At 69.6% G+C, this 25,977-nt stretch carries 26 protein-coding genes and 1 pseudogene; 18 read left to right on the top strand and 9 right to left on the bottom strand.

Translation table 11 applies throughout. From position 1 onward, the window contains the following. Positions 1-188: 188 nt before the first annotated feature. Positions 189-1,526 carry a hypothetical protein gene (locus ACRQ4B_RS02655; protein ID WP_439693162.1) on the bottom strand — a complete coding sequence of 446 codons (1,338 nt, stop codon included), beginning with the start codon at positions 1,524-1,526 and terminating at the stop codon, positions 189-191. A gap of 128 nt (positions 1,527-1,654) precedes the next feature. On the opposite strand from ACRQ4B_RS02655, the gene ACRQ4B_RS02650 reads away from it, so the two are divergent. The 5 genes from ACRQ4B_RS02650 (at position 1,655) to ACRQ4B_RS02630 (ending at position 5,736) form a co-directional block, all read left to right on the top strand. Then, complete coding sequence (locus ACRQ4B_RS02650; RefSeq protein ID WP_439693161.1) at positions 1,655-2,095, top strand: hypothetical protein; 441 nt, start codon at positions 1,655-1,657, stop codon at positions 2,093-2,095. 79 nt (positions 2,096-2,174) lie between these two features. Further along, positions 2,175-2,759 carry a recombinase family protein gene (locus tag ACRQ4B_RS02645; protein WP_439693160.1) on the top strand — a complete coding sequence of 195 codons (585 nt, stop codon included), beginning with the start codon at positions 2,175-2,177 and terminating at the stop codon, positions 2,757-2,759. A 269-nt stretch (positions 2,760-3,028) separates the two neighbouring features. Beyond that, positions 3,029-3,535, top strand: a complete 507-nt coding sequence (locus tag ACRQ4B_RS02640) for a hypothetical protein (protein ID WP_439693159.1) — start codon at positions 3,029-3,031, stop codon at positions 3,533-3,535. A gap of 752 nt (positions 3,536-4,287) precedes the next feature. Next, entirely contained in the window at positions 4,288-5,199 is a 912-nt protein-coding gene (locus tag ACRQ4B_RS02635) for a hypothetical protein (RefSeq protein WP_439693158.1), read from the top strand. A 348-nt stretch (positions 5,200-5,547) separates the two neighbouring features. After that, the gene (locus ACRQ4B_RS02630) at positions 5,548-5,736 is read left to right on the top strand and encodes a hypothetical protein (protein WP_439693157.1); all 189 of its coding nucleotides are present in this window, start codon (positions 5,548-5,550) and stop codon (positions 5,734-5,736) included. A 252-nt stretch (positions 5,737-5,988) separates the two neighbouring features. Here ACRQ4B_RS02630 and ACRQ4B_RS02625 read toward each other — a convergent pair. The 3 genes and pseudogenes from ACRQ4B_RS02625 to ACRQ4B_RS02615 all read right to left on the bottom strand — a co-directional run. Further along, positions 5,989-6,384 (bottom strand): annotated as a pseudogene (locus tag ACRQ4B_RS02625) (redoxin domain-containing protein); the annotation flags it as partial. Between the two features lie 12 nt (positions 6,385-6,396). Next, complete coding sequence (locus tag ACRQ4B_RS02620; RefSeq protein WP_439693156.1) at positions 6,397-6,651, bottom strand: hypothetical protein; 255 nt, start codon at positions 6,649-6,651, stop codon at positions 6,397-6,399. 555 nt (positions 6,652-7,206) lie between these two features. Continuing rightward, a complete protein-coding gene (locus tag ACRQ4B_RS02615; protein WP_439693155.1) occupies positions 7,207-7,611 on the bottom strand; it encodes an NUDIX domain-containing protein in 405 nt (134 codons plus the stop codon). A 116-nt stretch (positions 7,612-7,727) separates the two neighbouring features. On the opposite strand from ACRQ4B_RS02615, the gene ACRQ4B_RS02610 reads away from it, so the two are divergent. Next, entirely contained in the window at positions 7,728-8,780 is a 1,053-nt protein-coding gene (locus ACRQ4B_RS02610) for a MerR family DNA-binding transcriptional regulator (RefSeq protein ID WP_439693154.1), read from the top strand. A gap of 1,039 nt (positions 8,781-9,819) precedes the next feature. Here ACRQ4B_RS02610 and ACRQ4B_RS02605 read toward each other — a convergent pair. Beyond that, entirely contained in the window at positions 9,820-10,557 is a 738-nt protein-coding gene (locus ACRQ4B_RS02605) for an SDR family oxidoreductase (protein WP_439693153.1), read from the bottom strand. A 63-nt stretch (positions 10,558-10,620) separates the two neighbouring features. On the opposite strand from ACRQ4B_RS02605, the gene ACRQ4B_RS02600 reads away from it, so the two are divergent. The 7 genes from ACRQ4B_RS02600 (at position 10,621) to ACRQ4B_RS02570 (ending at position 18,990) form a co-directional block, all read left to right on the top strand. Continuing rightward, entirely contained in the window at positions 10,621-11,172 is a 552-nt protein-coding gene (locus ACRQ4B_RS02600; RefSeq protein WP_439693152.1) for a TetR/AcrR family transcriptional regulator, read from the top strand. Positions 11,173-11,295: 123 nt separating this feature from the next. Then, positions 11,296-13,182 (top strand): arabinofuranosidase catalytic domain-containing protein, encoded by a 1,887-nt coding sequence (locus tag ACRQ4B_RS02595; RefSeq protein ID WP_439693151.1) that lies wholly within the window; start codon positions 11,296-11,298, stop codon positions 13,180-13,182. A gap of 156 nt (positions 13,183-13,338) precedes the next feature. Further along, complete coding sequence (locus ACRQ4B_RS02590; protein WP_439693150.1) at positions 13,339-14,388, top strand: LacI family DNA-binding transcriptional regulator; 1,050 nt, start codon at positions 13,339-13,341, stop codon at positions 14,386-14,388. Positions 14,389-14,533: 145 nt separating this feature from the next. Continuing rightward, positions 14,534-15,796 carry a sugar ABC transporter substrate-binding protein gene (locus ACRQ4B_RS02585; RefSeq protein WP_439693149.1) on the top strand — a complete coding sequence of 421 codons (1,263 nt, stop codon included), beginning with the start codon at positions 14,534-14,536 and terminating at the stop codon, positions 15,794-15,796. Beyond that, complete coding sequence (locus tag ACRQ4B_RS02580; RefSeq protein ID WP_439693148.1) at positions 15,793-16,761, top strand: carbohydrate ABC transporter permease; 969 nt, start codon at positions 15,793-15,795, stop codon at positions 16,759-16,761. Before ACRQ4B_RS02585 ends, ACRQ4B_RS02580 begins: the two co-directional genes overlap by 4 nt. After that, entirely contained in the window at positions 16,751-17,668 is a 918-nt protein-coding gene (locus tag ACRQ4B_RS02575) for a carbohydrate ABC transporter permease (protein ID WP_439693147.1), read from the top strand. Before ACRQ4B_RS02580 ends, ACRQ4B_RS02575 begins: the two co-directional genes overlap by 11 nt. Further along, complete coding sequence (locus ACRQ4B_RS02570) at positions 17,665-18,990, top strand: family 1 glycosylhydrolase (protein ID WP_439693146.1); 1,326 nt, start codon at positions 17,665-17,667, stop codon at positions 18,988-18,990. The genes ACRQ4B_RS02575 and ACRQ4B_RS02570 overlap by 4 nt, the downstream gene beginning before the upstream one ends. Positions 18,991-19,081: 91 nt before the next feature. On the opposite strand, the gene ACRQ4B_RS02565 is transcribed toward ACRQ4B_RS02570, so the two are convergent. Next, positions 19,082-19,528, bottom strand: a complete 447-nt coding sequence (locus ACRQ4B_RS02565) for a MarR family winged helix-turn-helix transcriptional regulator (protein WP_439693145.1) — start codon at positions 19,526-19,528, stop codon at positions 19,082-19,084. A gap of 62 nt (positions 19,529-19,590) precedes the next feature. On the opposite strand from ACRQ4B_RS02565, the gene ACRQ4B_RS02560 reads away from it, so the two are divergent. The 3 genes from ACRQ4B_RS02560 (at position 19,591) to ACRQ4B_RS02550 (ending at position 22,380) form a co-directional block, all read left to right on the top strand. After that, entirely contained in the window at positions 19,591-19,959 is a 369-nt protein-coding gene (locus ACRQ4B_RS02560) for a VOC family protein (protein WP_439693144.1), read from the top strand. Between the two features lie 147 nt (positions 19,960-20,106). Then, positions 20,107-22,131 carry a GMC oxidoreductase gene (locus tag ACRQ4B_RS02555; RefSeq protein ID WP_439693143.1) on the top strand — a complete coding sequence of 675 codons (2,025 nt, stop codon included), beginning with the start codon at positions 20,107-20,109 and terminating at the stop codon, positions 22,129-22,131. A 9-nt stretch (positions 22,132-22,140) separates the two neighbouring features. Further along, on the top strand, positions 22,141-22,380 hold the full coding sequence (locus ACRQ4B_RS02550; RefSeq protein WP_439693142.1) for a hypothetical protein: 240 nt from the start codon (positions 22,141-22,143) through the stop codon (positions 22,378-22,380). 18 nt (positions 22,381-22,398) lie between these two features. On the opposite strand, the gene ACRQ4B_RS02545 is transcribed toward ACRQ4B_RS02550, so the two are convergent. After that, positions 22,399-23,151: a sulfite exporter TauE/SafE family protein gene (locus tag ACRQ4B_RS02545; RefSeq protein ID WP_439693141.1), complete on the bottom strand. Its 753-nt coding sequence runs from the start codon at positions 23,149-23,151 to the stop codon at positions 22,399-22,401. A gap of 75 nt (positions 23,152-23,226) precedes the next feature. Then, entirely contained in the window at positions 23,227-23,670 is a 444-nt protein-coding gene (locus tag ACRQ4B_RS02540; RefSeq protein WP_439693140.1) for a MarR family winged helix-turn-helix transcriptional regulator, read from the bottom strand. A gap of 60 nt (positions 23,671-23,730) precedes the next feature. Between ACRQ4B_RS02540 and ACRQ4B_RS02535 the strand changes: the two genes are divergently transcribed. After that, the gene (locus ACRQ4B_RS02535) at positions 23,731-24,975 is read left to right on the top strand and encodes an FAD-dependent monooxygenase (protein WP_439693139.1); all 1,245 of its coding nucleotides are present in this window, start codon (positions 23,731-23,733) and stop codon (positions 24,973-24,975) included. Further along, a complete protein-coding gene (locus ACRQ4B_RS02530) occupies positions 24,972-25,505 on the top strand; it encodes an AAA family ATPase (RefSeq protein ID WP_439693138.1) in 534 nt (177 codons plus the stop codon). Before ACRQ4B_RS02535 ends, ACRQ4B_RS02530 begins: the two co-directional genes overlap by 4 nt. 3 nt (positions 25,506-25,508) lie before the next feature. Here ACRQ4B_RS02530 and ACRQ4B_RS02525 read toward each other — a convergent pair whose 3' ends face one another. Continuing rightward, complete coding sequence (locus tag ACRQ4B_RS02525) at positions 25,509-25,898, bottom strand: MerR family transcriptional regulator (protein ID WP_439693137.1); 390 nt, start codon at positions 25,896-25,898, stop codon at positions 25,509-25,511. Between the last annotated feature and the right edge of the window lie 79 nt (positions 25,899-25,977).

The raw sequence follows: 25,977 nt of genomic DNA, 5'->3' as shown, positions 1-25,977 counted from the left end.
TGCTCTGCGCATCGTCGCGAGGGCGTGAGTAGCTTCGCGCGGTGTCTTCGATCTGCAGTGCTGTCATGGCCGCGCCCGGTGGCCGATCTGCTATCGGATGCGACTCGGGTGGTTTGATCAACGGGCGACGCCGGCGTGGGCGATTCAGGGGAGGCAGCTCCGTCGCTCGCTAACTGCCGCACCCCGACCTACTCCAGCGCCCAAGGACGCGACTGCGCGTCCTCACGGAGCCGATCCCGGAGCGCAGCACGGTCTACCCCGACCTGGAGTGCGCACCATGCACGTACAACGAGAACGCATTCCCGTTCAGTGTTCAAGACATCAAGAAGGTCAGGCATGTCACGGTTGGCGTGTTTGATCCCGTTGTAGGTGCTCATCATGCGTGTGGCCCAGTCGGCGCCGTTGAATGGGAGAACGTCACCAACGTCGACGAGTATCCGGGCAAGACGGCGCGCCAGGACTACTCCCCCAGCTTTTCTCCGGCTCAGCCCGTCACGGCGGGATAGCTCGTACCCCAAGGCCTCAACGCCGGGCCCCACTTGTGCGAGTAGCGCGACCGGGGTGACGTTGCGCATATCGATGCTGCTCACGATCGGGTCAATGACCCGCCGAAGGCGCGACCAGACCCCAAACCAACAACGAAGCCCCTCTGGTCCGAGGTCCTGATAGGTAATGAGGTGATGTCGACGCTTGGGTCGGAGAGCCGTCTTCTCGTGACTCGAGGTCACCGGTCGCCAGAACATCCGCTCGTCGCCGTCGCGATACACGTATACGTCCGCAGGATGCTGCACAGAGTGGATCGACCCGACCTCCGTGTGCCACCCCGATATGACGAGGAGATCGCGCAGCGCAGTATGCACGCGAAGATGACGCTCCCATGCGACCGGAGTCCGCGCACGCGTCTCAACCAGGAGATCGGTGCGGAGCTCGATGAGGTCGCTTTCCTCACGCTCGGCGAGACGAGCCTGCGGCCTCAGCACGATATCGACAGCACCCCACCGCCCGAGCTCTACATCCTCTGACAGCTCACGGCGGTACTCCAACCCCCTTCCCGAGGATTCGTACGCAGTCCAAGCACTGGCTCCGACCCAATTGCGAAGGTGCGACACGACGGCCCGGAGCGCAACCGCGGCGGTGTAGTCGCAGTCCTCGTGCCCACCAAAGACAACGTGCTGCACGCGGATCCGTCCGCTGCCTGGCCCTCCGCTTCTCGCGCTGTAACCGCCTCTACGGCAGCCAAGGAGTGTGACAAACCCCCTCCGATCACGGAACCGCAGCAGCCGCGGCACGTCGTGCACCTCCGCTGCGGCCTCGGGGTCGATCAAGTCGAATACGTCCGATTCCGCGCGGAACCACCGAGGAACCGGTCCAGCATCAGGCGACGGCCACGTCACCTGCAGCACAACCCCGTCGTCCGTGCGCTCGAGGACCACATCGCCATCGCCGACCCTGGCAGGGTCACCAACCAGTCGACCAAAGCGACGCTCCCCCAAAGACAGGGTGTTCGAATCCAGCGAACTCGTCATGCCCTGAATGTACGGGGCACCCCCGGCACCGCCACCTCCACACCCAATAGGCCGATCATCATCCAAGGCTCAAGCCCCGGCGGCGTCCGGAAGCCGATCGGCCACCGGCCGCATGGGAGGATCCGGTCATGCTGAGTGACGATGCCATCCTGGAGGTCCTGCGCCGGGAAACAGCATGGCGTCTTCTCGACCCTCGGAAGAGCAGTCGGCTGGACTACCGACTCACGGACGTCCGCGTACGAGACGGACACGTCCTCGACATGCGCATCACACAGCGCGACGGCGAGTCCGCTCGTTCGCGCATCAGGATGCCCGCTTCCGGGTCGCCTCAGTACTGGGTCTACGCCCGACCAGAGGATGCTGCCGACTGGGTCGGTCAACTCCTCACTTGGATCGACGAAGAGGTGTTCACCGACGGCTTGGGACCGGGACGCCTCCGTGACGATCACGGCGGCGAGAGCTACGTCGTCGTCGCGAACTACGGATGGCATCAGACCGACACCGAAGAACACGCACGCCTCACCGCTGCGGCCGGACCCCGGGGATGGCACGGCAGCGGCTCCGTCTGACTGAGCGTCCTGGGTCGTTCCGGTAGACGATCGGGTGCGAGACGACGCAAGCCAGGTGCAGTAAGCCGATCCTCGCCCCATGAACGCACTACTCATCGGGTACGCCCGCGTCTCAATCTACGAACAAGACCTCACCGCTCAACGCGTCGCGCTTGAACGGCTCGGAGTCCTCCCAATCAACATCCACACCGACCACGGCTTGACCGGCACAAACCGCTCACGACCAGGTCTGCGCGAAGCGCTCGCTTCTTGCCGTGACGGAGACACGCTGGTGATCGCGAAGCTGGACCGCTTAGCCAGAAGCCTTCGCGATGCGAAGGACATCGTCGACGAACTCACCGCAAAGAACGTCAAGCTCAACATCGGTGGCTCTGTCCACGATCCCAACGACCCCGTCGGCCGGCTGCTGTTCAACGTCCTAGCGATGGTGGCTGAGTTCGAGTCGGACCTGATTCGAGCCCGCACGCGCGAAGGCATGCAGATCGCCAAGGCCAAGGGTCACCTCCGTGGGCGCCAGCCCAAGCTCAGCGCCGCGCAGCAACGCCACCTCCTCGAAGTGCACGAAGCCGGCACCCACTCGGTCGCCGAGCTCGCGGAACTCTTCGGTGTTGGACGAGCGACCGTCTACCGCTGCATCGACCGCCAAGCTCACCCCGACCGCTGACCGGGCCCATCCGCTCTCGGACACGTACGTCCGAGAGCGGATCTGCTATCGGTACTGCTGGAGGGCCACGGTCCGTGCGGGATCTGGTTGGGTCGCCCCCACGGTGGAGCGGAGACCGATCTCGTGGCGCAGTCTGCCAACGCCGTACCTATTGAGGTCTCCGAGAAGGCACGGTCAACGCTCGCCCAGGGTCCGATGGACGGCATCTATCGCGATGCGACGTCGGCAGTACATTTGGCTCAGCCGACCATCGATAAGAGGAGACACTGATGAACGCGCGACTCCAGGGCGACTGCCCGCGAGTGAGCGCGCGGCTTTGGCAACTCGGAGCCTATTGGTCGTTCTCTTTCGCGATGATCTTCCTTGCGCTCTTCCTGCTCGGACTGGGTGTCGCGCGCTCGACCGGTGCAGATCTGGACTCTGACCGATCGACTATCGGGCCGTTCCTCATCAGATTGCCCCAAGTGACGATCGCGGCGATGCTCGTCCTGGCAGTCTGCGCGGCGGCGGTCCGTCCAGCGCTTGCGCGAGAACAGGCGCTCGGATACACGACATTGCCGTTCAGCGACCTGCCGCTCGACGTTCGGGATTGGCGCAGTGGCGCGATCCTCCGAGACGCGTCGGCCGAGCCCTTGCGACGGCGGATCGATCTCCGAGCACGCCTGCGGAGCGTACGAACGCCCGGCGTCTCAGCCACGCACAGACGTCGAAGGTCAGCGAGCCACCTTCGGTCGCCCGCGACGTCCAGTTCGGACGAATCGGAAGCGAAGCGGTGACGAACGAGCGCGACGAACTCGCACGGCTCCGCCGGGGCGTCGCGCTGGTCCTTGCTGCGATCGGCTTGATCGCCGCGGTCGCAGCCGTGCTCGGCTTCCCGCTCCTCTTCATCGTCGGCCGCGGACCCTCGAACGTAGGTCGGTTCGCGGGCATCTTCCGGAGTGAGTTTGCGGCTTGGCTAGACCATGACGGCTGGCGCTTGTCGGAGCGGCCTGGTTCTACGCCGCCTTCGCTCTCGCAGCATTCGCGAGCGCCGCGCTTGTCGCCGGCGTGATCCGGGCACGCGGCGCCCGGGCGCTCGGTCTCATCAGCGGACCCGCGGTTCTCGTCCTCTCGCTCGGCCCGCTCCTGCAATACGTCCACGGCGACGGCTGCAGCAACTACAGCGACGGCGGTGATGAATTCGTACCAAACAGACCTGTCTTCGCTGTCGTACTGCTCGCGCTCTGGTGCCTCGCCATCGGTCCGAAGCTAGCCCGAGAGCACCGTCGCTCGCGCAACGTCGAGGGGCCGGAAGGAACACCCCGCGGGGATCGAAGGGGTGGGCGGCACCAGATGTGACCGATGAATGATCGGCCTCCGGGCACCGCATGGCCAGCTTAGAAACCTCGAACCCGCTCTCAGGGCTCCGAGGGTTCTCTGCGTCCAGACAGATGCACAGATGCCACGGAACGGCGCGCGGCGGCACTCAAATCCCTTCAGCGGGCGACGGTTGCGCACCGATGTCGCACCGACCCACCAACATTGGACCGTGATCGATCCCGAGCCCGATGAATCAACCCTGCCGCCGCAACAGATGCACCTCGTCGGTGGTGTCAACTTCTCAACCTGGCCCGATCTCAAGTGGGCCCGAGGGAACACCCACGCGAAGGCGCTTGAGGCCAGTTTCGTAGAGTGGTCAGCGAGTGCTCCGGTGACGGTCGAAGCCGTCTTGCGCGAGGACCGTCAGGGGATCGATTTCGTGGCCCGCGTCCCCCGCGGTATCCCCAAACACGAGTGGTCGCTGATGCTCGGGGACGCCCTGCACAACTTCCGGAGCGCTTTTGATGCACTCGCTTGGGGCATGGCGCATTTCAACGACGCCCAGCCCAAAAAACCCAAGGCCATCTATTTCCCGATTTGCACCGAACCGAAGCAGTGGAACGACGCACTGAAGTCATGGGTGGGCGAACTTGATCCGGAGTTCCAGCACCGACTCCACATCATGCAACCGTTCAACTATGTGCCGTCTGGCACGCCATCGGTACTGAGGATGATTCATGACCTCGACGTTCAGGATAAGCACAAGGACTTCCTGACCGTCTCAGCGGACATGAACGGGCTAGCCCTCGACGGAGCAGCCTATAAGTACGAGAACGCCGACGTTGTGGCGACACCGCGCCTCGAGATGAGGACGGATGTGAAGTTCGCCGATGGCGTCATACTCGGGACGTTGCACGCCGGTGCGACCGTCGAGATGGTCGGCCAGGCGTTCCTGCGCCCGTCGATGCAAGTTCAGCTGACCTGGGAGGGCCGAACCTATGACGTGGGCACCATGCTTTCCCAGTTCATCACCGAGTCGCGGCGGTGCCTCGACATCTTGATGCACGGGCTCGCGCCTGTGGACGAACCCGACGGCGAGTGGTCGGATATGGACGTGGAGGTCGTTCCGGCACCGCAGTGAGGCGTTCGGTCAGCCACCGGCTGTCGAGACGCCGTCGGCGGCGCTCCCGGTCGGATCGGAGCGTCAGAACACAGGCCGACGGTCGGATACGGGATGACGCCGAGGGGCTCGTAGAGGGCTCGTGGCGGTGCGTGGAACTCGTCGCCGCCGCTTCCGATGCGCACGACGTGGTTCGGAGGCAGACCGCTGAACGCCTGGAGACACCGTTGACGCGCGGTGGTGCGGCGTTCCGGGTATTTGATGACTGATCCGTCAGTGGTCAGACAATCGCGACGTTATGGGCACGGAAGAAGTAGCCACCTTGCCCCGGCGGATACGGCTCCACTTCGAACCGGAGAGGTTCTGGCAGTGATCATGAGCAAAGGACCTGTGTTCCAAATCGTGCTTGGGCTGATCGGCCTGGCGCTGATCCTCCTGTCGGTTCCGTCGGTACACGACAACGCCGTACTCGGCACCATCGGAATCATCGGCGAGCTACTCGTCATCCTTGGTGCAGTTTTCGCACTGCTGCGAGGGAAGCCAAGATCTAGCAAGTAGGTCGACATGACGACGCCTCGGAACCTTCCGGTTCGGAGGCGTCGTCGTGTGATGGCATGGCTTCGGTGCGATGTCCCTGGTTCGCGCTTCGCGCGGCGCCCTGACTCCGCGTTGTGCTGATCGAGAACAACGTTGTGTTCTTCTGGCCGGGGGCATCGCCCTATGTGGTTGTGTACGACGATCGGCTCGATGAAAACGTCTCCGCTGTGAACGGCGGCGCGCAGCAGTGGCGCCGAACACGGCGGGTTCTGACTAGCGGTCCAGGCGGGAGATCGCGTCCAGGATCTCGGGGACTTCGGTGCGGGTGGTGTAGTCCACGTGCACGTCGACGAATCGCACTGCGCCGGAGGCATCGGTGAGAAGGACCGTCGGGAAAGGGATTGCGGCGGTGTCGTCGGCGTTGTTGTCGGCAACGTCGAACCCCAGAGCGGTGTGCGCTGTCCGTGCGGCGGCGCTCGGTGCGGTGACGATGCCGAACCGGTCGGCGAGACGGTTGCCCGGGTCGGTGAGGACCGTGAATCCGAGGTCACCGTTGACCACGGCCTGTTCGGACGCTTCGGGCGTCTGCGGGCTGATCGCGATGAGCTGCACACCCGCGTCGCCGAGGGGGCCGACGAGTTCGCGCTGATAGGTCTTCAACGTGAGGTTGCAGTAGGGGCACTATGAGCCGCGGTAGAACACCAGCACAGCCGGAGCATTCCCGAGGACCTCGTGCAGCGACGTCTTCTCGCCCGTCGACGTCACAAGCGTCGCGTCGGGAACGGCGTCTCCGACGGCGACAACCCGCTCGGGGATCCCGGCGGTGCGGAGGTCGTGTTGCTCGTCGTCGAAGACGGCAGACAGCTCGGGTCCGATCTGAGCGGTAAATCCGACGTTGAACTCGTCGACCTGCTGGGCAATGCTCTGATCCGACATGGTCATCCTTTCGCCGCGTCCGGGTGCGCGCGAGATGGAGCGTACGGCACGACGTCAGGGCCCGGCGGGACGTACGTCACAAAGGGTCATCGGCCGGGCCGCCGATCCGTTCGGGCCGGTCACCGAGCCGTCGACAGGGGAGTCCGGGCTCGACGCCGACGACTGAGCGAGCTCGGGGGACCGAAGTGTGTGATCCACCAGCGCATGCTGGAGACCATTGCGCAGCATCCCATCGTCGAATTTCCAGGTCTGAGTGTTCGCCTCGGATAGGCGAATTCGCTCAAGGAGCGCGTGAAGGCATGGAACGATTCCGGAGCGCGCCGTGGGATGGATCTCCATCTGAGCAGCCCGTTGTTTCCCGCGATGGCGGTCAGCAGGCTCGTGCTCGGGGCGCTCGGCGATCCCGACCGATCTGACTGGCCCATCTCGACTGTGGTGATCGTGCTGCCGTCAGGTGCCGTTGTCACTGCGTACGTCTGGGCGTTCCGCAGTGTGCGCGCGCTCCGGGGGTGGGGTCGAAGAGATCGGTGGACCATCGTCGAGAGTCGGCTTCGATCACAGCTGGGCGGTGTCCAGGACGAGGTGGACTGCTCGTCTCGCTTCGTCCGGTACGAGATGTTCCTCGTCGAGTGACGTTGCGTCGACCCATGTCGGCTCGTACGTGTTGCGCTCCGACGCACGGGAGAGCTCCGGCCCGCCGAGCGACACCTGCGGAGAGGTGACTCGCACCGCGAAGTACGCGGCAGGCACGTCGCGGTCGACCGGGACGTCGAGCAGATCGCCCACGTCGCCAGCGAGCCCGGTCTCTTCGAGGAGTTCACGGCGGCAGGCCTCGCGCAAGCTCTCGCCCGCTTCGACGCCACCTCCGGGAAGCACGCAGTAGCTCCGACCGTCCTTGAACCTCCTGATGACGAGGACCCGCCCACCCAGCAGGACGACCGCCGCAGATCGGATGCGCATGGCGTCAGTCCACCATGCGCCGCCCCGATCCGAGCGGAGCCGTGACAACCGATCCTGCACGGAGACCGGTCAACCCTCCTTGCTCCTTCCGCAACGGCATGTGGTCTGCTCGGACCATGCACTCGTTCCAGATCCCGCCCCGTCTGGTCCTCATCGGGGACGCCGCCGCCTTCGTGGGCACCACCCCACGAGCGATCCGCCACTACCACCAGATCGGCTTGCTCCCCGAGCGTGAACGCGGAAGCGACGGTCGCCGTCGGTACGGTTCCGAGGAGATCATCCGGCTGCTCTGGATCCGCCGGATGGCGGACGCCGGGATCGCCCTCGACGACATCCGCGCAGCGTTCGCAGACGTCACCCCGGTCGCCGCCGCCCCGCACGAAGGCGCCACCTCGGACGAAGCAGTCACCCCGGAAAGCGCCGGCATCCCGGACGTCCTTGCGCGACTCGAGGCCACCCTCGCCGCCCAGGAGGCCGAGCTGCAACGGAAGCGGGTGGCAGTGCACCGCATGCGATCACTCGGCCGTCGTCGCGGTCTGCTGGACGGGCTGGTGTCCGACCGCCTCGCCAACGCACCGGAGCACGCGATCCGGCAGGACGATCTCGACGTCCTGCTCGTCACCGAGCGGATCTTCGGCCCGCTCGGCGCGGCCATCCAGGCGGGGCGGTTCGTCGCCCTGGCCCTGCACCCCGAACTACGCGCCGAGTCCGATCGTCTCGATGCCGCCGAGGAGGCGCTCGACGACACCGTCGCCGTCGACGATCCCCTGGTCGCGACGCTGGCCGCCGAGCGGCACGCCTTCGAGTCCGCTCTGATGCGCGTGGTCGAGGAGTCCGGTCAGCTGGAGGAGGACGAGGCGATCGCGGCGGAGTGGGATGCGATGCACCCGAGCGACGCGGGGGTGCCCGATCGCTCATCAGGGTCGGCTTCCCGCGCGACGATTGCAGCGCAGACGATCCGGACGATGCCGTACGACTTCTCGGCGGCCCGCATCCGGTGCATGGAGATCGCCGTCCAGCTCGGAGCGTCGGCGACGACGGAGATCAGTCGCGCTCGCCCTGATGACCAGGGACGACTGTGGCGGCAGGGTCAGCGCCCGCGTCGTCCTCGTGCCGTGCCACGTACGCACGGGCTCGACGGATCCGTCGCACCGTCAGGGGCAGGGTGAACGCGAGCACGGCCACCATCAGCACGAGGATCGTCGCGGGCAGGGCTCCGAGCGAACCGCGCAGCAGCTGCGACACGAACTGGCAGGCGATCCCGACGTAGAGCAGGAGCAGGAACGTGGTCTGGAGTCGCATCGACACCTGCGCGACGGCGGCGTACCGGACCGCCGCAATCTGTTCGTCGGGTCCGAGCGGCAGGTCCTTCCCGCGGAGCACGACCTTCCCGAACCGTCGGAGTCGGCCGAGGTCGCGGCCGCCGAGGTCGCGCAACGTCTGTGCGTACGGGGTCGCCACGAGCGCGCCGGCGAACGCGGCGGCGGTGAACGCCAACTGGCCGGCGACGAGCGCGCTCGCGGCGATGTCCTTCCGACCGTCGGCGAGGGTGTCGAGGAGCACGACGCCCACGGTCGCGACGGCCGCTGCGACCACGAAGGTGATCACGACGGTCCTGGTCTTCCGGCGCACGGTAGCGGGATCGATGCCGAGCGCCGCAGCATCCCACGGGCCGGACCGCAGCGGCCGTTCGGTCCGCCGGACCAGTGCTCCCACGGGGCGCGCGGCCGCGACGAGCGCTGCGCCGGCCGCGATCAGCACGGCAGGGACCCACGCTGGTGTGCCGGCTGCGGTGGACGCCACGATGACGACGACCGCCGCGGCAACGTCGACACCGACCACACCGAGGAACCACCACCGGGAGAACGACCGTCCGTCGCGGGAGGATGGATCCCAGAACGCGGCGACGACCCCGAGGGCGAGCGGCCCGAAGACGAAGAAGGGGGCTGCGGCACTCGCAGCGATCACCGTCCAGTCCGGGCCGCTGCGGAAGGCGAGCGCGACGAGCAGGCCAGCGCCGACGGCGAGGGCCGATGTGACGACGACGGTCACGACGTAGACGGTGATGCGCACGCGCGCTCCTTCGGGCAGACGGGTCCGAGCCCATCCTGGCCGACGACGGCGGACCCGTCCGGAGACGGCCGACACCGGCCGCGAACGGCCGACGACGACTGACGACGACCGACGACGACCGACGACGGTCGAGCCTCAGTCCTGCGCCGTCGGCCGGACCACCACCTCGCCCACGTCGACCCCCGCTGGCTGCGCGATCGCGTAGGCAACGGCCGCTGCCACCGCCGACGCCGGCATCGCGATGGCGTCCCGCCGGGCCTCGAGCGCCGCACGCTGCTCCGGGTCGTCGGTCTTCGTGACGCCCTCCGTCGCCGTGAACCCGGGCGACACGACGGTGACCCGCAGGTCGGACCCGGCCTCCTGCCGGAGGGCCTCGCTGAGCACCCGGACGGCGGTCTTCGTCGCCGCGTAGACGCCCTGCGCAGGGACGATGCGGTGCGCCGAGGTCGACGCGGTGTGCACGAAGTGCCCGGAACCCTGCTCGCGGAACACCGGCAGGGCAGCGGCGATCCCGTTGAGGACCCCGACCAGGTTCACGTCGACCATCTGCTGCCAACCGTCGACGTCGAGCGCGTCGAACGGGGACACCGCCATGCTGCCGGCGTTCTGGTGGAGCACGTCGAGGCGACCGAATCGTGACCGGGCCGACGCGACCAGGGCGTGCAGTGCCTCCCGGCTGCGCACGTCGGTCTCGACCGCGATCGCTTCCCCGCCCGCGTCGGTGATCTGCTGGACGACGGACGCGAGCCGCTCGACGCGACGGGCGCCGAGGACGACCTTCGCGCCCCGCGCGGCGAGGTGTCGTGCGGTCGCTTCCCCGATGCCGCTGGACGCGCCGGTGACGGCGACAACCTTCCCTGCGATGCGGTCCACGGCGTTCCCTCCGGTAGTGTCAAACGGACACTCGTCCGATTCACTGAGGAGGCTAGCGGACACATGTCCGTTTCGCAATCACCCCGCCGCGCCGACGCGGAACGCAACCGCGCTCGCCTGGTCGAGGTCGCGCGCGACGCGCTGCGCGCCGACGCGACGACCACGATGCAGTCGCTGGCGCGACTCGCGGGGGTCGGCCAGGGCACGATCTACCGCCACTTCCCCAGCCGGGAGGCACTGCTCGCGGAGGTCTACCGCGAGGACTTCCAGGGACTGGTCGCGTCGGCGCGCGCGCTGGCAGCCGGGTCGGCGCAGGAGCGCGCCCTCCGGTCGTGGCTCGACGAGCTCGCCGGCTTCGGGTACCAGAAGCACGCGCTGGCCGACGTCCTCGACGCCGCGACCCGGCAGCAGCTGCACGACGAGCAGGTCGACGAGATCGTCGATGCGATCGGGGTGCTCCTGGCGGCCGGGGTGCGCGTCGGCGTCCTCCGCGCGGACGTCTCGCCGGCGGATCTGCTCGCGCTGGTCGCGTTCCTGTGGCGACTCGGGGCATCGGCGGCGGAGCAGGTGCCACACCTGCTCGACCTGGTCGTCGACGGGCTGCTCGCGCGGTAGGCGTCCAGCCCATCGGACAAGCGCTCACCCGCGGAGTAGCGTTGACTAAGGTTAATCGATTAAGCACCCACCCGACGATCAACCGATCCCCCTCAGCAACGACGCTCGGAAGGACGCACCACCATGCACATCGGGTCGATCTCGAGACCACGGCGCAGAGTCACCGCCACACTCGGAGCCCTCGCGCTCATCGCCGGGAGCCTGTTCACCACGACACTCGGCGCGAGCACCGCCAGCGCCGCGACGAACGGCCCCTGCGACACCTACGGCAGCGCCGGCACCTCGTGCGTCGCCGCGTACAGCTCCACCCGGGCGCTGTACTCCTCCTACAACGGCCCGCTCTACCAGGTGCAGCGCGCCTCGGACGGTGCGACCACCAACGTCGGGCTGCTGGCCGCGGGCGGGTACGCGAACGCGGCGACGCAGGACGCGTTCTGCTCCGGCACGACGTGCACGATCCCGAAGATCTACGACCAGTCGTCGAACCACAACGACCTGACCGTCGCGCCGGCCGGTGACGCGGGCCCCGCGAACGTCGCCGCGAGTGCCACCGCCCTGCCGATCACCGTCGCCGGGCACAAGGCGTACGGCGTCTTCATGCCGCCGGGGGTCGCGTACCGCATCTCGAGCACGCTGGCGAAGGGCACGGCGCGGGGTGCCAGCCCGGAGTCGATGTACGAGGTCGCGAGCGGCACGAACGTCAACCACGGCTGTTGTTCGGACTTCGGCAACGTCGAGACGCAGGAGAAGGACACCGGCAAGGGGCACATGGACGCCCTGAACCTGTCCATGCTCAACGGCACGGGCAGCGCAGGACGCGGCCCGTGGGTGCAGGCCGACCTGGAGAACGGTGTCTACGAGGGCAAGACCGCGATCAACACCGCGAACACCGGCAACACGTCGAAGTTCGTCACCGCGCTGCTCAAGAACGACGGCGTCGCGAACTTCGCGCTCAAGGGCGGGAACGCGCAGTCCGGGTCGTTGTCCAAGTGGTACGAGGGCGCGCTGCCGACCGACAAGGACGGCGACGGGCAGGGCTACACGCCGATGAAGCTCGAGGGCTCGATCGTGCTGGGTGCCGGCGGCGACAACTCGAACCGCGGGACGCAGTCGTTCTTCGAGGGCGTGATGACCACCGGGTACTCCTCCGACGCGGCGGACAACGCCGTGCAGTCGAACGTCGTGGCGCAGAACTACCAGGGCGTCTCGACGGGCGGCGGTCCGGGTGCGGCGATCACCGGACCCGGCGGCAAGTGCGTCGACGTCGCCGGTGACGACACCGGTGGCAACACCGCGGTCGTGCAGCTGTACGACTGCCAGACGCTCGCGGCCGACCAGCACTGGCTCGGCAACGTGTACGGCGCGCACACGCTCAGCACGCTCGGCCGATGCCTGGACATCAACGGCAACGGGACGGCGAACGGCACCCACGTCGAGCTCTACGACTGCAACGGCGTCGGCGGGCAGCAGTGGATCGTGCAACCGGACGGGTCGATCAAGAACCCGCAGTCCGGACGCTGCCTCGACGACCCGTCGGGCAACACCGCGAACGGCACGGCGCTGCAGATCTACGACTGCAACGGCAACCAGGCGCAGAAGTTCGTCGCCGCCGTCCCGATCAAGACGATCGGGTCGAAGTGCGTCGACGTGGCCGGCAACGACCTGCAGCAGAACGGCCAGCAGGTCCAGGTCTACGACTGCCAGACGCTGCTGACCGACGAGCAGACCACCGACCAGCAGTGGGCGTACAACTCGGCCGACCACACCATCCGGACGCTCGGGCGCTGCCTGGACGTCGACGGCAACGCCACCGCGAACGGCTCGCACCTGGAGCTGTACACGTGCAACGGCGTCGGCGGCCAGCAGTGGGTGCCGCAGTCGAACGGGTCCGTGCTGAACCCGCAGTCCGGTCGGTGCCTCGACGTGCCGTCGGGCAACACCGCGAACCAGACGCCGCTGCAGCTCTACGACTGCAACAACCAGGCGCCGCAGGTGTTCAGCTTCAACTGATCCCACCGACGGACGGGAGGCGCGGTGCCAGCTGGCACCGCGCCTCCAGTCCGTCACCGAGCACTTTCCGGACAACGCTTGCTTCATCGATTAAGCAGGTGCATGATGAACGCAGTTAATCGATAAAGCAGCACCCACTCCGAGGAGGCGATCACCATGCCGAAGTCCGTCACCCTCAAGGACGTCGCCGCGAAGGTCGGCGTGACGTCCGCCGCCGCCAGCATGGCGCTCGCCGGCCACGACCGGATCAGCGAGCGCACCCGCGCCGCCGTCAAGCAGGCCGCCGACGAGCTCGGGTACGTCCCCAGCTCCGCCGGCCGGGCGCTCCGCAGCCAGCGCGCCGACGCCGTCGCCCTCATCGTCCCCAACTCGTCCGCGCACGTGTTCGGCCACCTGTACTTCATGCACGTCCTCACCGGGATGTCGACCGCGGCGAACGCGCACGACGCGCAGGTCATCGTGTCGACCAACGCCGACACGAGCTCCGGGGACGTCGCCTACGAGCGCGTGATGCGCTCCCGGACGGCCGACGGCGCCATCGTCACGAGCGCCGCGATCGACGACGACCACGTGCAGGGCCTCGTCGCGAGCGGCCTGCCCGCCGTGCTCATCGGCAACTACCCGCACCTGGCCGACGCCGTCACGGTCGGCATCGACGACGTCGCCGCGACCGAGCGGCTCGTCGACCACCTCGTCGAGGTGCACGGACGCCGCCGCCTGCTCCACGTCACCGGCACGCTCGACCACCAGACCGGCCTCGACCGTCGTGACGGCTTCCTCCGGGCTGCCGGGCGCCACGGCCTCACCGACGTCGCCGTCATCGAGGGCGACCTCTCCGAGACCTCGGGCGCCACCGCGATGGAGCAGATGCTCCGAGGAGACCCGTCGACCCGTCCGGACGGCGTCGTCTTCGCGAACGACGACATGGCGGTCGGTGGCCTGCACACCCTGCGTCGTGCGGGCGTCGACGTGCCGGGGGACGTCTCGGTCGTCGGCTTCGACGACTTCGGTCTCGCACGGGTGACGACGCCCGGCATCACGACCGTGCGCGTCCCCGCCGAGGAGATGGGCCGCATCGCGACCGAGCGGCTCTTCGCCCTGGTCGACCACCGTGGCGGCCAGCCGGCGCACACCGAGCTCCCCGTGGAGCTCGTGCTCCGCCGGTCCTGCGGGTGCGACCCGGACGCCGAGCGCGTCCGCACCTGACCCCGACGCAGGCCCGACCCGGTCCCGAGACGCCCGACCCGAACAACCCCCACGCCCGAACAACCCCCACGCCCGAACAACCCCGCGCCCGAACAACCCCCCCACCCTCATCCCGCGAGCACTGCAACGCAAAGGAGCGTTCCCGATGAAGCACGCACGCACCGCCCTCGCCATCGGCGCCGTCGCCGCCGCGGCGGCCCTCACCCTCTCCGGCTGCTCGGCCGGCGGCAACGCCAGCACGAGCGGCCCCGTCACCCTCAAGGTCTGGACCGGGTTCACCGGCGGCGACCGCCCCGGCTACGCCACGATCGTCAAGGACTTCGAGAAGGCCCACCCGGACATCACGGTCGAGATGACCGTCCAGCCGTGGGACACCATCCAGCAGAAGCTGCCCTCGGCCTGGCTGACCGGCCAGGGTCCGGACGTCGCCGCGGTGAGCTCGGACCCGAACGCGGTCGCCCAGTACGTGAAGACGAACTCCGTGATGGCCATCACCGACACGGGCAGCGGCGACGGCAAGATCAACACCGATGCGTTCGCCCCCGGCACCGTCAAGGAGTTCACCTACGACGGCAAGCTCTACGGCGTCCCGGCCAACTTCGCCACGCTGAGCCTGTACTACAACAAGAAGCTCTTCGCGGACGCCGGCATCAGCAACCCGCCGACCACCGTGCAGGAGATGGCCACCGACGCGCAGAAGCTCACGACCGGTGGCAAGTACGGCATCGCACTCGCCGACAACCAGACGATCCAGATGTGGCCGGTGCTGCAGTGGCTCGAGGGCGGCGACATCGTGAACAGCAAGAACTGCAGCGTGGTGCAGTCGAGCGACGGGCAGCAGTCCCTGAAGACCTGGGCGGACCTGGTCGCGAAGGACAAGGTCAGCCCGGTCGGACTCACCGGTGCCGAGGCGGACTCGCTGTTCTCGGCCGGCAAGGCCGCGATGGAGATCAACGGTCCGTGGGCGGCGCCCGGCTACGAGTCGGCCGGCATCGACCTCGGCATCGTGAAGGTCCCGGTCGGCGTCGACGGCAAGTCCACCACGCTCGGCTCGATCGCCCCGCTGTCGATCTCGGCGAAGACGAAGTACCCGAAGCAGGCACAGGAGTTCCTCGCCTACTGGACGTCGAAGGACGCGCAGCAGAAGTTCTCCCTGCAGACCGGCTTCCCGCCGCTGCGCACCGACCTGTCCGACGACGCGAAGCTCACGGCGGACCCCACGGTGTCCGTCTTCGCCAGCCAGGTGCCGGACTCGCGCCTGTACCTGCCGCACGTCCCGAACGCCACGAAGGTCGACTCCGACGGGTACGTCCCGCTGATCGGCGAGATCACCCGCGGCAAGTCGCTCGAGGACGCCACCAAGTCCGCCGGTCAGACGATCGACGGTCTCACGGGCTGCAGCCAGTGACCGACCAGCTCACCGGCTCGGCCCCGCCACGCACGCCGCGTGACGGGGCCGCGGCCTCCGGCCGGTCCAGCAGCCGGGAGGCACGCCCCACCCGCCGCCGACCGCGTCGGTTCCAGCCGGCCTGGCTCTTCATGGCGCCGTCGCTGCTCATCCTCGGCGCGTTCGTCGTCTTCCCGATCCTCCGGTCGCTCTACTACTCGTTCTTCGACTGGACCGTCGGCGCGGTCTCGCAGCCGTTCGTCGGCTTCGGCAACTACGTGCAGCTGTTCCACGACCAGCAGTTCTGGAACGCGCTGCGGATCACGCTCGAGTACACGATCGTCTCGGTCGTGCTGCTCGTGGTCCTCGGCTTCGTCGCGGCCCTGCTGCTGCAGCGGGACACCCTGGCGAACCGGATCGTCCGGTCGGTGTTCTTCTTCCCGACGATCGTGTCGCTCGTCACGATCGGGCTCGTGTGGAAGTTCCTGCTCGATCCCGACATCGGGCTGGTCGGCGGCATCACGACGATGCTCGGGCTGCCGAGCGTCGCCTGGCTGCAGTCCACCTCGCTCGCGCTGCCGACGATCATCTTCGTGTCGGTGTGGAAGAGCATCGGCTTCGCGATGATCCTCTTCGTCGCCGGGCTGAAGGGCGTGCCGGCCGAACGGTACGAGGCCACCGAGCTCGACGGCGCGAACCGGTGGCAGACGGTCTGGCGGATCACGCTGCCGAGCATCCGCCCGACCATGCTCTTCACGTCGATGATCCTGACGATCCAGTCGTTCCAGGTCTTCGACCTCGTGTACGTGATGACCGGGGGCGGCCCCGTCTTCCACACCGACACGCTCGTGAACCTGCTCTACCGCGACGGGTTCGTCAACTACCAGACCGGCTACGCGTCGGCCATCTCCTGGGTCCTCTTCGTGATCATCATGCTCATCTCCCTCCTCCAGCTCCGGCTCTTCCGGTACGACGATGTCGACTGAGGCCGACCTCCGGACCCGGCCCCGGACCAGCGCGACCGTCCCGACGACCGGACGCCGCGCGCCGGACCGGCGCCGTGCCTCCAGGCCGGGCGCGCGCAGCGCGTTGTCCGTCCTGAAGTGGGTGTACCTCGGGGTCGGACTCGTCTTCGCCCTCGTGCCGTTCGTCTGGATGGTGAGCGGGTCGTTCCGCTCCGAGGCCGACCTGTTCGGCCACCCGGCGTCGCTCCTGCCGACGAGCCTCACCCTGCACGGCTACGAGGGCGTCTGGTCGCAGCTGCCGTTCCTCCGGCTGCTGCTGAACTCCCTGGTGTTCACCGTCGTGACCACCGTGCTGACGCTGCTGTTCGACTCCATGTGCGCCTACGCCCTCGCCCGGATGCGGTTCGTCGGGCGGAACGTCGCGTTCGTGCTCGTCATCGCGACGCTCATGGTGCCGTTCCAGGTGACGCTCATCCCGGTGTTCGTCGAGCTGTTCCACCTCGGCTGGCTGAACACCTACCAGGGGCTCATCATCCCCCGGGCCACGAGCGCGTTCGGGATCTTCCTGTTCCGGCAGTTCTTCATCGACATCCCCACCGAACTCGACGAGGCCGCACGGATCGACGGCGCCGGGCACTGGCGGATCTACTGGCAGGTGATCCTGCCCCTGGCGAAGCCGGCGATCGCGACGGTCGCGGTGCTGAACGGCATGGCGCTCTGGAACGACCTGCTCTGGCCGCTCGTCGTGACGACCTCGAACGACATGCTCACGCTGCCGGCCGGGCTGACGCTGTTCGGCGGCGCGCACGTCACCGACCACGCCGTCCTGCTCGCCGGTGCCGTGATCTCCTTGCTGCCGATCGCGCTCGGGTTCTTCTTCGCCCAGAAGTTCTTCGTCGCAGGCGTCGCCACCACGGGGTTGAAGTGAGCAGCCGCGAGCCGGCGTTCGCACCGGGGACGTTCACGTGGATCGCCGGGATCGAGGACACCTGCGTCTACCCGCCCGCACGGTTCGCGATGGCCCCTCTCGACGAGCACCGCCTGACCGGACACGACGACGCCTGGCGTGCCGACCTCGACCACGTGCGGGACCTCGGGGCGAGCGCACTGCGGTACGGGGTCGACTGGCCGCGGGTGCACGTCGCACCGGGCGTCTTCGACTGGTCGGTGCTCGACGAACGGCTGCCGTACGCGGCCGGGCTCGGACTCACGGTGATCGCCGACCTCGTGCACTACGGCACCCCGACGTGGCTCGAGGACGCGTTCGCCGACCCGGGCTACCCCGACGCGGTCGCGGCCTTCGCTGCGGCCTTCGCCGCTCGGTACGCCGGGGTCGTCGACCACGTCACGCCGCTCAACGAGCCGATCACGACGGCGTCGTTCGCCGGACTCCGCGGTGTCTGGCCGCCGGCGCTGCACGGGTGGGAGGGGTGGACCCGGGTCGTGCTCGGGATCGCGTCGGGCATCCAACGGTCGGTCACCGCGATGCGTGCCGTGCACCCGGGCGTGCGCATCGTGCACGTGGAGGCGTCGTCGCTGTTCTCCGCGGGGCCGGGAGCGCCCGCCGGCCTCGTGTCCGAGGCCGCGCTCCTCAACGACCTCGGGACGGTCCCGACCGACCTCGTGCTCGGACGCGTCACCCCGGACCACCGCTCCCACGACTGGCTGGTGCGGCACGGAGCCGGACCCGCAGCGCTCGCCGCGCTCGTCGACGGCGCGGTCGCGATCGACCTGCTCGGCGTCAACTACTACCCCGACCTGTCCCCGCGCACGCTCGTCGCGACCCCCGACGGCACCGTGCAGCACACCCACGACCGGTGGGCCTCCGGGCTGCAGGAGTCGTTGCGGTCCTTCGGGGACCGGTACGGGCTGCCGATGCTCGTCACCGAGACGAGCACGGAGGGCGACGACGACCGCCGGAGCGCCTGGGCGCGGGACTCGGTCGAGGCCGTGCGCTCGGTGGTCGCCGACGGGGTCGACGTGCGCGGGTGGACGTGGTGGCCGGTGTTCGACTTCGTGGACTGGTCCTACGCCTCGGGCGGCCGGAACGTCGAGGAGTTCGAGCTGTCGGACGACGTGGTCACGGCCCGGTCGGCATCGGCGGCGAAGGAGCCGTACCTGCGCCGGATGGGGCTCATCCGACTCGAGGAGACCGCCGACGGGACGCTCCGGCGGGTGCCGACGGGAGCGGCCGCGGCGTACGCGGCGCTCGCCGGGGGTGCGATGTCCGCGGTGACGCCGCACCAGTGAGCCGTCCTGCTCGCCGGGACGACGAGTGCGCAGGGCGCACCACGCGCTCTCGTCGTCCTGATGCGCAGTCGGGGTGAACGGTGCCCAGCGATCAGTCCTCGCGGAGCGCCCGCACCATGCTCCGCAGCGCGCTGAGCGCCGCTGTCTGCTCCTGCGCGCTCATCCCGCCGAGCATCCGCACCTCGACGCCGCGCACCGCCGCCGAGGCCTGCTCGAGCGTCCGCTGCCCCGCCGCCGTCAACCGTGTCGGGAGTGCCTTCCCCACCGGCGCCGCGGACGGCCGGGTCACCAGGCCGTCCCGTTCGAACGCCTGCAGCAGGACGTTCATCGACTGCCGTGTCACGAAGGCGCCCCGCGCCAGGTCGGAGTTCGACAGGCCGGGCCGCTGGGCGAGCAACTCGAGGCAGGAGTACTGCGTCACGGTCAGTCCGAGGGGGCGCAACACCGCTTCCATCGCGGCCCGGAGGGCGCTCGACGCCTCCTTGAGCAGGTAGCCCAGCGACGAGTCGAGGTCGATGCGATCAGGGTCTTGACTCATGTCAGTAGTCTGACATAGGTTCGTCCGTGTCAGAAGACTGACACCCAACGAAGGAGCACCCCATGCCCGTGACCGGCCCCGACTTCATCTCCCTGCAGACCCGCGACCTCGACGCGTCGCAGGCGTTCTACGAGCAGTACCTCGGCCTCGTCCGTTCGCAGGCCGGACCGCCGCACGCAGTGGTCTTCGAGACCACCCCGATCGCCTTCGCCCTCCGCGACACCGTCCCCGGCACCGACCTCGACTCGGTCCCGCAGCCCGGCATCGGGGCCGCGATCTGGCTGCACGCGACCGACGTGCAGGCCATCCACGACGCCCTCGTCGCCGATGGACACACCATCGTCGCCGCGCCGATCGACGGCCCGTTCGGCCGGACCTTCACCTTCGCCGACCCCGACGGCTACCAGGTGACCCTCCACGACCGCGCCTGACGCGCGTCACGACGCGACCCGGCCGGGAGGCACGGTGCGCGTCCGTCGCACACCGCGCCTCCCGGTCCGGTCGCCACCGACCGCCGCGACCCACCCCGGTACGGTGGTCGCGGGCCGCAGCGGAGCAGCCCGGAGGGCTGGTCACCGATGACGGGACGGACGTTCGTCCAGGAGCACGCGACGCGTCTGCGCGCGCTGGTCGACCAGGTGCTGCCGGGTGACGAGTACCCGTCGGCCTCCGAAGCCGGGGCGCTGGACTTCCTCGCGAACGTCCTCGGCGACCGACCGGACTGGACCGACCGGCTCCGAGCGGTCCTGGACGGCGCGACCGGCGACGACGACCCGGACTGGACCTGGTTCGCCGAGCTCGTGTCCGCCGGCTACTACGCGGACGCGGCGAACGGCGGCAACGCCGGGGAACGCTCCTGGGCGATGGTCGGCTGGCAGCCCGGACCGCCCGACGGGTGGAGCGTCCCGGTCCCCGTCCCGACGGCGCAGCCCGCGGTGGTGCACCCGTCGCAGCTCGCCGACCGGTACGACGCGATCGTCGTCGGGTCCGGCGCCGGCGGCGGTGTCGCGGCGTGCGGCCTGGCCGAGTCCGGACGCCGGGTGCTGGTGGTCGAGGCCGGGCAGTGGCCGGGTACCGCCGAACTCAGCAGCGACCACCTCCGGAGCCCCCGGTCGACGTGGGGGGTGGCGCCCCGGTCGGGGCCCGCCGAGGCAGGCAACCCGCGCACGGTGTCCGAGGGACGGACGCAGCTGGTGCTCCGGCCGTCGTCCCCGGGCTGGCACAACAACGCCTTCACGGCTGGTGGCGGCACCCGGGTGTACGGCGCGCAGGCGTGGCGGTTCGGCCCGCGGGACTTCACGATGGCGTCGACGTACGGGGTCCCCGACGGTAGCAGCCTGGCGGACTGGCCGTTCGGCTACGACGAGCTCGAACCCTGGTACGTGCGGGCGGAGTGGGAGGTCGGCGTCAGCGGCGGCGACTCCGACGGGCCCTGGGCCGGGCAGCGTTCGCGGTCGTTCCCGATGGCACCGCTCCCCTCCGGGGCCGCACGCGACCGGCTCGCGGGCGCGGCGGACGCCCTCGGCATCTCGACCGTGCACGTGCCGCTGCTCATCAACTCGACCCCGTACCTCGGACGCCGGGCGTGCGAGCAGTGCGGGATGTGCGTCGGGTTCGCGTGCCCGGTGGACGCCAAGAACGGCAGCCAGAACACCATGCTCACCCGGGCGTTCGCGACCGGGAACGCCTCGATCCTGCTCGGCAGCCGCGTCGCCCGGCTGCGGACCGACCACGCCGGTCGGGTGGTCGGCGTGACGATCGTCGGGACCGTCGACGGGCGGGACCTGCGCACGGACGTGGACGCCGCGGAGGTCGTCCTCGCCGCGGGCGCCGTGGAGTCCGCCCGCCTGCTGCTCAACAGCCGCAGCGACCGGGAGCCGGACGGCATCGGCAACGGGACGGACCAGGTCGGCCGGCACGTGCAGGGGCACGTGTACGGCGGCGCCATGGGGATCTTCGACGACGTCGTGGACGACGGGCTCGGACCCGGGCCGTCCATCGCCACCACCGACTTCCGGCACGGCGTGCACGGTCAGGTCGGCGGCGGGATCCTGGCGAACGAGTTCATCGCGACGCCGTCGAACACGTACCAGTACCTCGTCGGCACCGGGCTCATCCCCCGGTCCGGCCTGGCCGGCAAGCACGCCATGCGCGACCTCGCCCGACGGAGCATGCGGATCATGGGTCCGGTCCAGGAGGTCACGACCGCCGACGCCCGCGTCCGCGTCGACCCGTCCGTGACCGACCGGTACGGCGTCCCCGTGGCGTGGTTCAGCGGTGGCGTGCACCCCGAGGACGTCCGCGCGCGCGACCACACCAGTGCCCGGAGCGGCGACTGGCTGCGGGCCGCGGGCGCGAAGCGGGTCGCCGAACTGCACGGTCCGGTGCACGGGACGAGCGGCGGGCAGCACCAGGCCGGCACGCTCCGGATGGGGGCGGACCCGGCGACGTCGGTCGTCGATCCGTCCGGTCGGGTGTGGGGCCACGAGAACCTCCGCGTCGCCGACGGCTCGGTGCACGTCACGAACGGTGGGGTGAACCCGGTGCTGACGATCTTCGCCACGGCCATGCGGACCATCGACGCGATGGTGCGCGGGGGCTAGCCTGGCCGCATGAGCGACGACGCTGACGGAGAGGCCCTGTGGCGCACCATCGTCGGGCGACCGTGGGTCTGGCAGGGCGTGGTCTGGATCGCGATCGGTCTCGTGTGGATCGGCCTGGCGGTCGGCGCCGAGGGGGTCTGGCGCTGGATCGCCGGGGGGATCTGGCTGGGCATCGGGGTGCTGTGGCTGTTCGTCGCGATCTCGGACCGGCGGCACGGGCGTGGGCGGTACGTGGGGCGTCGAGCCTGAGCGCGCCCAGCCCGACCGTCACGCGGTGACGAACAGGTACACCGCCAGCACGAACCCGCAGCACGCGATGAGCACGCGGAGCACCGCAGCCGGCACCCGTCGCGCCACCGACGGCCCGATCAACCCGCCGACCACGGCACCGATCCCGAGGGCGATCGCCGCGTGCCACACGACCGCTCCGAGCACGGCGAAGAGCACGGCCGGCAGGATGTCCGCCGCGACGAGGATGACGTTCTTCAGCGCGTTCGCCCGGTGCAGCACCGGCTCGGTCGTCAGCAGGAGCAGGGCGATGAGCAGGATGCCGGACCCGGCACCGAAGTACCCGTTGTAGACCGCCACGCCGGCTCCGGCCGCCCCGACGACCGGCCGGGACAGCCCGCGCCCGCGTGCGGTCTGCCACCGGGTGATCGCGGGCTGCAGCAGGAGCACGAGGGACCCGGCGGCCACGAGGAACGGGACGATCCGGTCGAAGACGTCGGCCGGGGTCACGACGAGCAGGGCGGCACCCGCGAGCGAGAGCGCGACGGAGGCGAGCAGCCACGTCCGGATGGTCCGCCCGTGCCCGACGATGTCCGGTCCGGCGCGGAGGGCCGAGCTCAGTCCGGAGCCGATGAGCGCGACGGAGTTCGTGACGTTCGCGGCGAGGGGCGGGATGCCGACGGCGAGCAGCGCCGGGTATGCGACGAGCGAGGTGATGCCACCGGCGGTGCCGATGACCCCGGCGACGATCCCGGCGGCGACGAGGAACAGCGGGGTGGTGACGTCCGGCACGCACCGCACGGTAGTCGCGATCTGCGACGGACGGACGGACGGGAGGAGCGGTGCGGGCCCGCCAGGTGCCTGCCGTCAGTCGGTGGCGTCGTCGTAGACCCGGATCAGGCCGTCCAGGAACGTCGCGACCGCGGCGCGCTGCCGGGCGTCCATCCCGTCGACGAGGGTCTCGATGCCGTCGATCAGCGGCTGGACGAGGTCGTACGCGCGGTCCGAGGAGCGGTCGACGGCGGTGACCACGAGCTTCCGCCCGTCGCTCGGGTGCCGGTCGCGCCGGACGTGGCCGGCGGACTCGAGCCGGTTCAGGACGAGCGTCATCGCGGCGGTCGAGACCTCCAGCCGGTGTGCCAGTTCCGTCGGGGTCGCCGGCCCGTCCTCGATGAGGTGGTCCATCGCCGCGAGCCCGGCCGTGTCGACCTCGAGCCGCCGCGCGAGGTGCCGTTCGAAGCGCTGCTGCCGGACGGTCACCTGCCGCACCCGCGAGCGGATGTCGTCGTGTGGGGGGTCCTCGTGCGGCACGACTCCCATGGTAGTCGTGTAGATTGCCAATCTCATTGGTAATCAACGATCTGAGGCACCATGCACCCCACCACCCGCGGCCGCGTCCTGATCTCCGGGGCGAGCATCGCCGGACCCGCCCTGGCGTACTGGCTGCACCGGTACGGGTACGACACGGTGATCGTCGAACGGGCGCCCGAGCTCCGCACCGGTGGGCAGAACGTCGACGTCCGCGGCGCCGGCCGCGAGGTGTCCCGCCGGATGGGCATCGAGGACGACATCCGGGCGGCGACCACGGGGGAGGTCGGCACCCGGTTCGTCGGGCCGCGCGGCCGGACGGTGGCCGAGTTCCCCGCGGGCACGTCCGACTCCGGCGGGGCAACGGCCGAGCTCGAGGTCCTGCGCGGTGACCTCGCCCGGCTGCTCGTCGACCGGACGACCGACACCACGGAGTACCGGTACGGCGACCGGATCACCGGCATCGCGCAGGACCACGCCGGTGCCACCGTGTCGTTCGAGCACGCGCCCGACGAGCGGTTCGCCCTGGTCGTCGCCGCGGACGGCATCGGGTCGAGCACCCGACGGCTCGTCTTCGGCGACGAACCCGAGATCCGGTCGCTCGGCCTCGAGACGACCTACGGCACGATCCCCCGGACGGCCGCCGACGACGACTGGTGGCGCTGGTACAACGCCCCGGGTGGCCGGTCCATCACGCTCCGCCCCGACGCACACGGCACGATCCGTGCGGCGATGTCGATCGTGACCGACCGGAAGCACGAGCGCGCCGGGTCCGAACGTCGTGACCTGGACGCCCAGCGTCGACGACTGCACACGCTGTTCGCCGACGCCGGGTGGGAGGCGCGCCGGGTCCTCGAGGGGTTCGACCGGTCCGACGACCTGTACTCCGAGTCCATCGGCCAGGTGCGTGCCCCGCGGTGGTCGGACGGCCGGGTCGCCCTGGTCGGCGACGCCGCGTACTGCGCGTCGCCCGTCAGCGGGATGGGCACGAGCCTGTCCCTCACCGGCGCGTACGTCCTCGCCGGCGAACTCGCGGCGCACGTCGACCACCGGGACGCCCTCCGCGGGTACGAGCGCATCATGCGGCCCTACGTCGCGCAGGCACAGCAGTTGCCGCCGGGCACCCCGCGCGTCGCCAACCCGAAGTCCCGGCTCGGCATCGCGGCGTTCGGTGTCGCGGTCCGCATCGGGTCGACGCCGCTGGTCGGGCGGTTGGGCGACCGGTTCTTCACGCCGCCCGCCGATGCGATCGACCTGCCGGACTACGCGCACCTCGAGGTCGGCCCGAACGGCACACTGGGGGCATGAGCGACCCCGCGATCGTCTGGATCAACGGCACCCACGGTGTCGGCAAGACCACCACGAGCCGCCTCCTCCAGCCGCTGCTGCCGGACGCTCGGGTCCTCGACCCCGAGAAGGTCGGCGAGACGTTGATGGACATCCGCCCGACCCTGCGGGCGACGGACGACTTCCAGCACTGGGACCCCTGGCGGCCGCTCGTCGTCGAGACCGCCCGGCGCGTGCTCGACTACGCCGGCGGGACGCTCGTGATGCCGCAGACGGTCCTGGTCGAACGGTACTGGCGCGAGATCGCGGACGGGCTGGCGGCACACGGCATCCCGGTGCGGCACTTCGTGCTGCACGCCGACACCGACACGTTGCGGGACCGGATCCAGAACGACACGGACCTGGGGCCGTCGTCCTTCCGCTTCAGCCGCGTCGAGCCCTACGCCGAAGCAGCGCGCACGTGGTTGCACGACGCGGCCGAGGTGGTCGACACCACGGACACGACGGCCGAGCAGGCAGCGCGGCAGATCGCGGACGCCGTGCTCGGCTGATCCTCAGGCCGCCTGCGTCTGCGGCTCCCGGAGCGCCGGGCAGTGCTCGGGCGTGGGGTGCTCCGAGATCGCGATGACCTCGTCGAGGCGGTCCCGAGCGGCCTCGAGCTCGGCGAGCTGCGCCGTGATCCGGTCACGCTCGGACACGAGCAGGGCGAACGACTCCGGGGTCGCCCGGCCGGCGTCCACGCACGGCAGGAGCTGCATGATCGTGCGGCTGGGGAGTCCGGCGGCGAACAGCTGCTGGATGAGCTCGACCCGCTCGATCGCGGGTACCGGGTAGACGCGCTGTCCGCTGGGCGTCCGGGTCGCCGGGAGCAGTCCCTGCTCCTCGTAGTACCGGAGCGAGCGGACGCTCACCCCGGTCGCGGCAGCGAGGTCTCCGATGCGCACGATTCTCCCTTGCACCTCACACGGATGTCAGGTCTTAGCGTAGCCGAGCCGCCGCGGGAAGTGCCCGCCCGGCAGGAGG

This window comes from Curtobacterium sp. SP.BCo (genome assembly GCF_051903265.1).
In the GTDB taxonomy this organism is placed as follows: domain Bacteria; phylum Actinomycetota; class Actinomycetes; order Actinomycetales; family Microbacteriaceae; genus Curtobacterium.
Note: the sequence above shows the minus strand (reverse complement) of the source record. Positions and strands in the feature narration are given on the sequence as shown.